The sequence below is a fragment of the Halomicronema sp. CCY15110 genome, from assembly GCF_016888165.1.
GTDB lineage: Bacteria > Cyanobacteriota > Cyanobacteriia > Phormidesmidales > Phormidesmidaceae > Halomicronema.
The window spans coordinates 24,160-36,106 of the sequence record NZ_JACSWC010000318.1 but is presented as its reverse complement, the minus strand read 5'-3'; the positions used below and the strand labels follow the sequence as shown (position 1 = coordinate 36,106).

At 53.8% G+C, this 11,947-nt stretch carries 10 protein-coding genes; 5 read left to right on the top strand and 5 right to left on the bottom strand.

Translation table 11 applies throughout. The annotated features are described in order from the left end of the window. The first annotated feature begins 906 nt into the window (after positions 1-906). Positions 907-1,188, top strand: a complete 282-nt coding sequence (locus tag JUK32_RS14780) for a hypothetical protein (protein ID WP_204139628.1) — start codon at positions 907-909, stop codon at positions 1,186-1,188. A 58-nt stretch (positions 1,189-1,246) separates the two neighbouring features. Here JUK32_RS14780 and JUK32_RS14775 read toward each other — a convergent pair whose 3' ends face one another. Further along, positions 1,247-2,242: an arsenic resistance protein gene (locus JUK32_RS14775; protein WP_204139627.1), complete on the bottom strand. Its 996-nt coding sequence runs from the start codon at positions 2,240-2,242 to the stop codon at positions 1,247-1,249. A gap of 165 nt (positions 2,243-2,407) precedes the next feature. Between JUK32_RS14775 and JUK32_RS14770 the strand changes: the two genes are divergently transcribed. After that, a complete protein-coding gene (locus tag JUK32_RS14770; protein ID WP_204139626.1) occupies positions 2,408-3,067 on the top strand; it encodes a metalloregulator ArsR/SmtB family transcription factor in 660 nt (219 codons plus the stop codon). A 54-nt stretch (positions 3,068-3,121) separates the two neighbouring features. After that, the gene (locus JUK32_RS14765) at positions 3,122-3,970 is read left to right on the top strand and encodes a sterol desaturase family protein (protein WP_204139625.1); all 849 of its coding nucleotides are present in this window, start codon (positions 3,122-3,124) and stop codon (positions 3,968-3,970) included. 84 nt (positions 3,971-4,054) lie between these two features. Here JUK32_RS14765 and JUK32_RS14760 read toward each other — a convergent pair whose 3' ends face one another. Further along, positions 4,055-5,410, bottom strand: a complete 1,356-nt coding sequence (locus JUK32_RS14760; RefSeq protein WP_204139624.1) for an IS200/IS605 family accessory protein TnpB-related protein — start codon at positions 5,408-5,410, stop codon at positions 4,055-4,057. Between the two features lie 53 nt (positions 5,411-5,463). On the opposite strand from JUK32_RS14760, the gene tnpA reads away from it, so the two are divergent. After that, a complete protein-coding gene (gene tnpA, locus JUK32_RS14755; protein ID WP_204139623.1) occupies positions 5,464-5,883 on the top strand; it encodes an IS200/IS605 family transposase in 420 nt (139 codons plus the stop codon). 61 nt (positions 5,884-5,944) lie between these two features. Here tnpA and JUK32_RS14750 read toward each other — a convergent pair whose 3' ends face one another. Genes JUK32_RS14750 through JUK32_RS14740 form a run of 3 tightly spaced genes read right to left on the bottom strand, consistent with a single transcriptional unit; the run spans position 5,945 to position 9,888 of the window. Further along, entirely contained in the window at positions 5,945-8,011 is a 2,067-nt protein-coding gene (locus tag JUK32_RS14750) for a cation:proton antiporter (RefSeq protein ID WP_204139622.1), read from the bottom strand. Between the two features lie 57 nt (positions 8,012-8,068). After that, positions 8,069-8,764, bottom strand: a complete 696-nt coding sequence (locus tag JUK32_RS14745) for a response regulator transcription factor (RefSeq protein WP_204139621.1) — start codon at positions 8,762-8,764, stop codon at positions 8,069-8,071. Beyond that, the gene (locus JUK32_RS14740) at positions 8,761-9,888 is read right to left on the bottom strand and encodes a sensor histidine kinase KdpD (protein ID WP_204139620.1); all 1,128 of its coding nucleotides are present in this window, start codon (positions 9,886-9,888) and stop codon (positions 8,761-8,763) included. Before JUK32_RS14740 ends, JUK32_RS14745 begins: the two co-directional genes overlap by 4 nt. A gap of 352 nt (positions 9,889-10,240) precedes the next feature. On the opposite strand from JUK32_RS14740, the gene kdpA reads away from it, so the two are divergent. Next, the gene (kdpA, locus tag JUK32_RS14735) at positions 10,241-11,935 is read left to right on the top strand and encodes a potassium-transporting ATPase subunit KdpA (RefSeq protein ID WP_204139619.1); all 1,695 of its coding nucleotides are present in this window, start codon (positions 10,241-10,243) and stop codon (positions 11,933-11,935) included. Positions 11,936-11,947 lie beyond the last annotated feature (12 nt).

Below are 11,947 nucleotides of genomic sequence, written 5' to 3'. Positions count from 1 at the left end.
CACAGATGGCTCCCCTTCTCAATCTGAGAATCTAGCTACATCAATACTCTCAGGACTTTTCTGCACCACTAAGGGGTAAAGCTTTCAGGCAACTAATCCCCAGTCTTTGCGTCTAGTCCCGTAGCTTTTGAGTTTGACCAGGGGCAATTGGCTTTGCATTAAGAAACTTACTTTACGGCTGGAGGTCCAAAACCGCTCCCGTAGAAACTTGGCACGACCTGGCAAGGGCTTACCTCACAATGCGATCATCTCCTGATGAGTCTCAACATCGTCAAAATCGCCTGGCCTAAAACGGGACTGTTTGCGTCAACTGTCACAGCCATCAAACGTTAGAAATCCGTGAGACTCAGGAACTGGCACTGTCCCCAGTGCAGTCGTGGAAATCCTCTTCCTGTCAGGACTTTAAGCGATTTCTCAAAATTTGGATAGTTGCGTCACCCAGCAGCTATTCAAGTCGGCCAAAAATCGCTGAATGTTATGCTGACAAAGGCTTTCGGCTTATTTGCAGTTAATGTGAGCCGAAAATCTTGTTTGCAAGCTGTTCGCACTTAATCTGAGCCTGTTTGCAAATAATGTGAGCATCAAGGCACTCTTATTCGCAGATAATCTGAGCTCAAAATCGTCTTGTTTGCGAGCACGGGCTCCGCTGTTTGCGAGCCGCTACAGATAATCCCGGTTTGAAGGGGGCGTTATTGTCAGATAATCCCGGTTCAAAAATGCCTTGTTTGCAGGTTCTTAAGATTTCGTTTGCAGGTCACTACAGGTAGCCAACCTCACTGAAGCTGATCGCCAGAACTGGGAAATTTCGGCTTCCAGGTCGCCTGATAATCTCAAGGCGCTTTATCAATCACGGCAACAGCATGGGGTGAATGCCCCAGACCAGCCATCATCAGGAGTCGAGCTGTAATGAATGATTCAACTTTCAAAGTCACCCTGGGCGCATTGTTGGTCGTGTACCTGCTGTTGTTTGTGTCAGTACCAACCACGCCCTGGCGGCAGACGTTTACCTTCGACCTGGCCGAGATTGTCTGCATGGCCCTGTCCCTAGCCTATCTGTACGAGTCCATCCAAGCCCGTCGGGGTATCGGTCGGGTGCAGTCACGGGTGAAATTTGAGCGAAACTGCATTCTGTATGCGATCGCGGGGATTGCTCTAAAGGTGATCTCAAACTCCCAGTTTGTGGCCTAGTTGAGGTGAATTAAAGCAGTTTAATGGGTTGCTTGAGCAAGAGATGCTGGTGCAATCATCAGCCAACTTTATCATCTTCATGAAAAACCTCAAGCTGTGAAGAATGTGAAGAGCTGAATCGCAAGAGTATCTGTGACACTAAAGCTAAAATTGGTAGCTCTAACAGGGGACCCATGACCAAAGTTAAGGCAATGAGGGGACGATCGCTAAAGGCTGAGGCGGCCACGGCTAGAGCGACCGGAGAATTCCGCGCCAGTGTCGTGCAGGTCAGGCAGGCAACCTCTGGATAGGCCAGCTTTAAAACTCGTCCAACCTGCTGGGCCAAGACGAAGTTGATGATAAAAAACAAGCCGATCGGCACCAGTAACCGCAGCAACAGGTCTGGACGTTGGATCAGCGTTGCCCCCTCAGCAGCAAAGATAGCGGCGATCGCCAGGTTGAGACAGAGAAGTTGAGCGATCGCCACCTTCGGCAAATGACCCGCTAACCAGGCGTTTCCCTGCCATCGCACCAGGAAGACCCGTGACAACATCGCCAGAGCTAGTGGCACCAACAGCACTATTGCGACTTTGCTACCCAATACCCAGAGATTCAGGCTCACCAGGGACTGGGCAAACACCGCCAGGTAAACGGGCAGCAGCACCATCTGCAAAACCAAGTTCAGCGGTAACAATGCCGTTGCTAACCCCACGTTGCCCTTGGCGATGCCCGTAAACACCAGATACCAGTCGGTACAGGGGGTGACCATCAGCATCAACAGTCCAACCCGCAAATCGGGGGCATTGGCAAGGAACAGTGCCCCTAAGCCCCAGGCCAGCAGTGGCGTCCACAGGAAGTTGATGATCAGGCTGGTGAGGGTTACCCGATAGTTGCGGAAGGCGCTGCCAAAGTGTCGTAGCGAAATCGGCAAAAATGCAGCATAGAGCATACCCATCAGCAGTGGCGTGATCAGGATACTGGCCACTGCCGATACACCGGCTATCTGAGCCAGCCCCAGTCCTAGCAGTACGGCAGTGAGAATCAAAAAGGGCTGAAAGCGTTCAAACCAGGTCATAGCTAGTTGGGGCTGATTGGCTCAAGAGCAGTATAGGGATGTAAGTTTGACGGCTACACCAGTGCTGAACCGGCCCTTGCCCCCAGGCACAAAATTATTCAGGCAAGACTCTCTATTATTCAATTATTCTGTATATTAATTGAATAATAGAGAGTCTTGCCATTTATGTCAGCCACAAATCGCAAACGGCAATTGCTAGAGCAGTTGGCGACTCTGGCCAAAGCCCTGGGGCATGAGTACCGCCTGGAGCTGTTGGAGTTGATTGCCCAGGGCGATCGCAGTGTCGAGAGCCTAACCCAACTGATGAACCTGCCTATCGCCACGGTGTCTCAACACCTGCAACACCTGCGCCGCAGTGGACTGGTCACGACCCGCAAAGCGGGGCGCTATGTGTATTACCACCTGGCTGATGACGAGGTGGTGCAGTTGACCCGCTTTCTGCGACGGGTAGCTGAGCGGAATCTGGCCGAGGTGCAGCAGCTGATGACGCAATATTTCCAGGGCGGTGATGGTCTGGAGGCCATTACCATTCCCGATTTGGTAGACCGCCTCCAGGCAGGCAGCGTCACCCTGCTGGATGTCCGGCCTGCGGAGGAGTACGCCGCTGGTCATCTGCCGGGGGCGATCAATATTCCCCTGGCGGAACTGACCCAGCGATTACGGGAATTGCCCGCTGATTGTGAGGTGGTGGCTTATTGCCGTGGTCCCTACTGCGCCCTGTCCCATGACGCGGCGGCGTTACTACAGCAGCAGGGATTTACCGCCCTGCGGTTGCAGGAAGGCTATCCCGAATGGAAAGCCGAAGGCTTGCCTGTTCACAGCTAAATCGCTCAGTAGTCCGTTATGGCCCATTGAATCTGACCTAGGAGACCACTCACCATGCTGGAAGACACCCTGCTAACTCAAGAACCGCTCATTCGCGCTGCTTTCTTCTTTGGCATCTTAGGGATCATGATCCTCTGGGAGCGGCTCTCCCCCAGTCGTCGTCTGTCGGTGTCCAAGCCGCTGCGGTGGGGCAGTAATTTGGGGTTGGTGGTGCTGAATACGGTGCTGCTGCGGGCAGTTTTTCCCCTGGCAGCGGTGGGGTTTGCGGCGATCGCGGCTGAACAGGGCTGGGGGTTATTCAACGTGCTGGAGCTACCGGGGTGGCTGGTCATCCTGCTGTCGGTGATGACACTGGATCTGGTGGTCTATTTGCACCATGTCATGTTCCATGCCCTGCCCACCCTCTGGCGGTTGCACAAGGTGCATCACGCCGATCGCGACTTTGATGTCACTACCGGACTGAGGTTTCACCCGATTGAAATTTTCCTGTCCATGGGGATGAAAATTGTCGCGATCGCCCTGCTAGGTGCCCCCCCGGTGGCAGTGCTTATTTTTGAGATCCTGCTCAATGCCACCGCCATGTTCAACCACGGCAATGTGAGTTTGCCCCGTCCCCTGGATCGACTGCTGCGCTGGGTGGTGGTGACTCCTGACATGCACCGGATTCACCATTCAGTCATTCCTCAAGAAACCAACAGCAACTACGGGTTTAACCTGCCCTGGTGGGACTACCTGTTTGGTACCTATCGAGCCCGTGCAGCCAAGGGCAATCAGGGAATGACCATTGGTTTGACGGAGTATCAGAACACGCTGCGGGTGGCTCAACTGCCCTGGATGCTACTGCTGCCGTTTGGCAGGCAAGCCGATGACACAACGCTCTCATCCCGCCCAAAGGTGGGTTGATGTTGTCGCAACACCCACGTCAGACTCTCCTACTCGCCTTGTGATGAAGCTCTCCCCACCTGGCAGAGCCGAGGTGGGGGTGTCCTATGCTAATCTCAGACTATCCTGAGTCCAGAGATCACACAGACAAGCCCAACTTCTAGGCGACCGTCCAGAACGTTTGCTGGAACGGTCCTCACGGTCATTGCTGCGCGTGAGCTTAATGATGCCCCTGGCGGCGATGTTGTACGACCCATTCAGATCCGCATTGATGCGCTTACCTGACGGGAACGTTGCCAGAGCATAGTTTTTGGAATCTCGCTTAACGATGCCAGAACCGTCATAAGCCATCTTCGAGGTATAGGCGGCAACGACATCAATCACTTTGCCGCCAGCCTCTCGCCACTTCATCTCGGTGTAGTCGCGGATTTTTGCCTTGAGCCAGCCATGAAAGCGTTGACGCAGGTTTGAGCGTTTTCGCCCACCCGTTGCCTTCCAGCCTTTCATATTCTCGAAGACGATGGCCTCTGAGTTGAACTCACTGGCAATCTGGACAATCCGCTTAGAAACGACGTGCCCAATCTGGTTGTTGATGTTCTGGCATTTGCGATAGGTATTGGCGCAGAAGCCTTTGTGCAGCTTCCCACCTTTACCCATTGTTTTAGAGGCCCGCATCGAAACGGACTTGAGCCGCTTGTCTCGACGGTCTATGTCTCTTCCAGGGTGAATGAACTCACGATGGATTACAGTACCGTCGAACGTTACGACCGTGACCGTTGCCGTGGTATTGATGCCCAAGTCAACGGCGACAACATTTTCGTCAGGTTTCCGCTTTGGAGGAACACAGTGAAACGGAACCGAGAGATGGCAGGCTTTGCGGTTGAAGATTAGAGACGGCGACAGCATTTTGTTGCCCGGTACTTCATGGCGTTCTCGAAGTCCACTAATCTGAACCGTTGTCCAGATCCAGTCAGACCCTGTAAACACCTTGATCTCAACCGCGTCGTAGCCATGCAACTTGTAGCACTGGCCTTTGTAGAGGGTAGGGTAGCAGCATGCATCCGCATTGAGCGTAGGCGGCTTAGCATCCCGTCGTTTACGGGATAGACCGCTTTGCCAGTCTCGATACCGAGTTATGTAGCTGCTAACCTGCCCTATCGCAAAGCTGATTGCAGCCCTGCGATAGTAGCTGGGGAACTTATGAAACACCCGGTTAATCTGCGGATATTTCACAATGGCCCGATTTGCCGTCGAGTGCATCAATCGCTCTACAGCGGGGATCTGCTCATCCGGCGATAAAACCCCTAACTCTGGCCAGTGCGTCAAGACAATGCCGACCAAATATCTGCACACCCGACGATAGACATTCACCGTCTCGCCGAACAGATGACGCTGTTCAGCGGTCGGGTTTAATGCCCATTTGTCAGTGCGAATAATTTTGGAAGGATTTTTGACTTTCATGCCCTTATAATATCACAGTGACAGCATTTTGTTTTGACTGAAAGCATTGATAGATGGCAAATAAGCTTAGGTCGTTCTCTCATAGTGTCGCCTTGCTCAAGGTGCATATCGTGTTTGTCACGAAATACCGGCATCCCGTCATAACTGACGAAATAGAGGCCGACATTAAGGCTTTGACTGAAAGTATCTGTGCCAAGAACGACTGCATATTGGAGGATGCGAAGGCAGACCTGGGCGATAAAGACCACATCCACTTATTGATTGACCTGGCTCCAAAGGTGTCAGTCTCCAAGCTTTGCAACACCCTCAAAACTGTTACCAGCCGAGAGATTCGCAGACGTTACGCTGAGCAGTTAAAACCGTATTACTGGAAGCCTGTTTTCTGGAAGCGTGGGTTTAGTGCCATCTCATGTGGTGGTGCTCCCTTATCTGTTCTGAAACAATACATCGAGAACCAGGGCTATGACGATTAAGACTTCGCTGCTCCTTGACCCCCACCTGTATCGAGGTGGGGGAATGCGTCGCTATTTTCGTTCAAGCGGGATTTAGCCAGTTAGCACGGGGCTCGCCAAGCAAAATGAGAGAGCAGTTGAGTTGACGGGCGACCTGGTTAGAGATATCGCTGATGCGGATATCGCCTGTGCTGCTGCGTCGGCGATAAGTGCGCATAACGACAAGGTCACAAAATTTAGCTTCATTCAAAATGGCTTGGGCAGTGTCAACCTGGCATAGCACTTTGAGTTGGAGGTCAATCTTCTCAGCCCGGTCTCCAGCGAGGGCTTGCATTCTCTTCTGGAGATCGATTTCCCGATTGATGGAAGCTTTTCTCGTGGTGACATGGAGCAGGATGACGCGAGCATGGCTGTGCTGGGCGATCGCGAGAGCAATTTGCACTTTGTGGGCTTCGGCGGCGGTAAATTGCTTGATGGGCACCAAACAACTAGTCATTTTTCGGGGCGACATGCGGAGATAGGAAATGGCCAGGGGACAGTGGGTAGACCACAGCACGCTGTCAATCAAGGTGCCAAACAGGCGAGCAGTCAAGGTATGGCGTTCACTCCAGCCCATGATGACCAGGTTAGCCTTTTGCTCTCTCGCGGTGCGGCTGATGCCTTCAGCGACGCTATTGTCGATACGCAATAGTGGATCAACCGCCACATTCAGAGATTGCCCAATTTTGGTCGCGTTGACCAGTAGCGTTTCGCGCTGCTGAAAGATGCGGTTCATGCGGGGCGAGTCCATTTGCGACTGGGCGTTGGCGATCGCCAATGGCTTGATCACGCCTTTCCGGTACTCCGCGATCAGCGCGGCCAGTTCAATCAGGTATTGCTCCGTGCGGGGATTGTAGACGGGAACGACGATGGTAAACGGACGATCAAGCGTTTCTGGCCCGGCTTCAGCGGTTTCAGCAGGCAGTTCCGTTTCGGGTACGGGCAGCGATCGCGCCGTTTGCCGCACAATCAGCGGCCCCAAAATAGCCGTTACCAGCATCATCACGACGACGGCATTGAGCACCGCATCAGTCAGGAGCCCAGCCTGGTGACCGACCAGTGCTGCCGCCAGGGTCGTGGCCACCTGAGGAATGCTCATACCCCACATGGTCAGCATTTCCAGGCGACGGAAACGAAACAGCTTTTGGGCCAAAAAGGCGGCGAGAAACTTGCTGATGAGCAGGGCGGCCAAAATGCTGACGGAAAAGCTCAAGGCTCTCAGGCTGCCAAAGAAGGCCGGCACATCAATCAACAGACCAATATCCACAAAAAAGATCGGGATAAAGAGGACATTACCGACAAAGACGATTTTCTCTTTTACCAGGGTGTTACCCACCACTTCATTGACGGCAAGTCCGGCGAGAAAGGCTCCCACAATCTTTTCGACGCCAATAAGTTCTGCGCCGATGGCCGCGACAAAGATCACCAGCAGAATGAACAAGAACTGATTGCCCTGGTTGTCGCCGGAGCGCCGAAAAAATTCACGCCCTAAGCGATCGAAGCCCCACAGAATGATCAGGGTGTAGACGGCCAACCCACCCAGCAACTGCCCCAAACTCGCCAGGGTGAAATCGCCCGTGCCAGCGCTGATGCAAATGGCTAAGACAATCAGCGCCCCAATATCGGTGAAGATGGTACCGCCCAGAGTCGTGATCACGGCGGGATTGCGAGTGACCTCATACTGGCGCACGATGGGATAGGTGAGCAAACTGTGAGAGGCAATCAGCGACCCGATCAGCACTGCACTGACCAGGGGAAATCCGGCCACCAGTCCCAGTCCCGTCCCGGCCAGCAGCGGTAAGCCAAAGGTCAGACTGCCAAAGCCTGCGGCCCGATACTTCATTTTCTGGAACTCGGCCATGTCGATTTCCAGACCCGCGACAAACATCAGGTAGAGCAGACCCACATCCGAGAGGAGCTGCATCACCGGGTCTTCGGTGTTGAGCAGGTTTAACCCGTGGGGACCAAACAGAATGCCTGCGGCGAGGAGCCCCACCAAACCCGGTAAGTTAATGCGCTCAAACAAGAGCGGCACGATCAGGATGACGGCGACCAAAACGGCAAACGCTACGATCGGTTCGCCGTTTAAGTGCTCAAGCAAAGTGGTCATGGAATAGGTATCTGGGTAGAGGACTGAATTCAGGAAAGATGGAATCGGTGATGGGGCTTAACCCTCGATCGCCGGATTTGGGGGTATGCCTTCGGTATCGATTAACCCATTGCGCAGGGCAATGACGACCGCTTGAGTGCGATCGCGCACCTCCAGTTTTTGCAAAATCGCGTGGACATGAACGCGAACCGTACCGGCGGCGATGTAAAGGGATTCGGCAATTTCAGAATTGCTTTTGCCGCTGGCGATCAGCGCTAAAATCTCCCGTTCTCGCTGGGTCAGAGGGTTATCGGGCACCGAGGCGGATGGAGGTACTTTAGCCGGGGGCTGCTGAAACTGGGCGCGAATCTGCTCGGTGGCCTGAGCATCCCACCAGGAAGCCCCGGCGGCCACTGACTGAATCGCCAAAATCAACGATTCGGCGGCCACCCCTTTCACGCAATAGCCCTGGGCCTGGGCTTCAATCAGGCGGTTGATCAGCGTGGGTTGAGAATGGGAGGTCAATACCAGAATGGGTAACTGGGGCAACAGTTGCTTGATTTGCCGACAGGTTTCGACCCCACCGATGCCCGGTAAACCCACATCCAAAATCACGATGTCAAACGCCTGCTGCGTCACGCGATCGAGGGCGGTTTCACCGTCTTCGGCTTCAGCCACGATTTCGAGCATCGGTTCTTGCTGGAGTCGCGTGGCTAATCCCAGCCGAAACAGCTCGTCGTCTTCAACTAATAAAATTTTGAGGGGAGGGGTCATGCCGTCGATTTGCTCGTAGCGGGTAAAGGCAACTCATTTACGCAGGCGGGGAGCCGAAACGCAAAGACTGCGCCATTAGCGCGAGACTCTGCCCAAATTTTACCGCCGTGGGCCTCCACAATTTGACGACTGAGATAAAGTCCTAACCCGGTGCCTTTCGCTTGGCGATCGCTCTGCCCCTGATAGAAGCGATCGAACAAATGCGGCAGCTCATCAGCGGGTATGCCCTGCCCCTCGTCGATGATTTGTACCTGGCAGTGACCGTTGGCCGTGCCCATTACCACCTGCACCGAACTCCCCCGCCGGGAATGGTTGACAGCATTCGACAGCAGATTCACCAGCACCCGCGAAAGCTGCAAAGCATCGCCATGGACGCAGTAAGACCGCCGAAACTCCGAAGTTTCGTCCTTGACCCGCAGATGGATTTGGCGCGAGGTGGCCAAGGGCACCACATCAGCGACGGCATCCTCCGCCAGGGTGAGCAGATCGAGCCGTTGGCGGTGCAGCCTCAGCCCTTCGGCATCGTTGCGATAAACGTCCATCAAGGTTTCCACCAGTTGCAGCGTCTTTTGATGGCTGCGGGTCATCACCTCAAAAACCCGGCGTTGGGGCAGCGAAACCGGGCCAAAGTTTTCAGTGCGCAACGCCCGCAACGTCTCCAAAGCACCCAATAACGGCGTCTTCAAATCATGGGTGAGGGTCGAGACAAAGTCTTCCCGCATTTGGGCGAGCTGTTCCTGCGCCTGGAGTTGTAAGCGTTGCCGCGTAATCGCCTGCTCGTAGGATTGGAGGCGATCGCCGAGCCAGCCCGTAACCCCCAGCGCCAGCACGGTAATCACTCGATTGGCAACGGTATCCGGCGTAATGGCGGCGACCCCTGGAACAAACAGATTGAGCAAGGTAAAGGCGATCGCCACAGCGGTTACCCAAAGGGTGGCGCGACGACTGAGCCGAGTGCTAGCAATCAGCACCGCCCCGACATACAGATAGCCAAACACATAGGGCGGCGGCGTACTGTACTCCAGCAAGATGACCAAGACGAAGATGACCCCAATCAGCCAGTGAATGCGATGACAGGCCTGGATCAACTGATCGAAATAGGAGACAGGTCTAGACCTTGGCATAGGAGCAACTGGGTGGGTGGTCAATAAATAGGGAATAACTTAATCTATTTGTCAATCTATTCTAAGAGCTGAATTGAATAAGTAGCTTGAATTTATATCAGATGATATAGGCATTTATTGATTTCATCTAAACACTTCTAAACGCCTCTAGTCTGGTTGCCTAATCCTGGCAATATAAATCCTATATAAACACTGTTCTATACCTTGTCAAAACAGCTTTAGAGGCGGAATAGTGAGGGTGTAATCAACGTTCGTTTTTAAGGCTGATGGATACGGGATTGAACGTTCAAACGTTTTTAACGTTCCAACGTTTGAACGTTTAATTTCCCTTTAGTTAGTTAGGAGTTTTTTCATGGCTCAGGGATTTTTTCAACTCGCGATCGCCTTGGCGATTCTGTTAGTAGTCGCGCCGTTTTTAGGCAAATATATGGCGCGGGTGTTTATGGGGCAGAGGACGGTGCTTGATCCCGTTGCCAGTCCTCTAGAGCGACTGTTGTTTAGCACTGGTGGTTTTTCAAATCAACCCTCCATGACGGGGGGGCAATATATCAGAGCCATTTTGGTAAGCAATTTGGTGATGGGAATTTTGGTATTTCTCATCTTCATGCTGCAAGGGGTGCTGCCGCTGAATCCGACTGGTTTAGATGCACCCAACTGGGATTTGGCACTGCACACTGCTATTTCGTTTGTCACCAATACGAATCAGCAGCATTATTCTGGCGAAACCACCTATACCTACTTTTCACAAGCCGGGGCGCTGGGCTTTTTAATGTTCACCTCAGCGGCAACGGGAATTGCGGTCGCGATCGCCTTCATCCGAGGTCTAACGGGGAATGCGCTAGGCAACTTTTATGTTGACCTGACCCTATCGATTACCCGGATTTTGCTGCCGATTTCGATTGTGGGGGCGATCGCCCTCGTGATTGCCGGAGTGCCAGAAACCTTCGCAGGTCCCGCTGTCGCTCAAACGTTAGAAGGGGCGACTCAATATATCGCCCGTGGCCCGGTGGCCCACTTCGAAATCATCAAGGAGCTGGGCGAAAACGGCGGTGGTTTCTTCGGCATCAACTCGGCCCACCCCTACGAAAACCCGAACAACTTCACGAATCTGCTGACCAACATCATCATGCTGGTCATTCCGGCGGGGCTGATTTTGACCTACGGCATCATGGCGGGCAAACCGCGTCAGGGCTGGTTCATCTTTGGCATGGTGTTCGTCTTCTACGCTGCCCTAATCGCGATCGCGGCGGTGGGCGAGTTCCAGGGCAATCCGCTGGTCAACGGCATTCTGGGCGAGCAAGCCCCCAACCTAGAAGGTAAAGAGGTGCGGTTTGGCTGGGCGCTGACGGCACTCTGGGCCGTTTCAACCACCGGAACGATGTGTGGTGCCGTCAATGGCATGCACGATTCCCTAATGCCCCCTGGTGGCTTTGCCACCCTCTCTGACATGTTCCTGCAAATTGTCTGGGGTGGTCAGGGCACCGGCACGGCCTACCTGTTTGTCTTTCTGATTTTGACGGTGTTCCTCACAGGCTTGATGGTAGGCCGCACCCCCGAATTCCTCAGCCGCAAAATTGAGAAGCGCGAAATCGTTCTGGCTAGCATCATCTTGCTGGCTCACCCCATCGCGATTCTCATTCCCGGCGCGATTACCCTGGCTTTTCCTGAAACCTTAGCGGGCATCAGCAACCCCGGCTTCCACGGCATTTCCCAGGTGATCTATGAATATGCCTCCGCTGCGGCCAACAATGGCTCCGGCTTTGAGGGGCTGGGCGACGATACCCTCTGGTGGAACCTCAGCGCCAGCTTCTCACTGCTGGTCGGTCGCTATATCCCGATTGTTGCGCTGATTTACCTGGCCGACAGCATGGCCCAGAAGCAGCCCGTCCCCGAAACGGCGGGCACGCTTTACACCGACAGCGTTTTGTTCACAGGCGTGACCGCAGGCACCATTCTCATTCTTGGGGCACTGACCTTCTTGCCGGTGCTGGCGTTAGGGCCAATCGCGGAAGGCTTTGCGATCGCCAAAGCTGCTGCCGGAGGGTAAGAAAACCGTTGA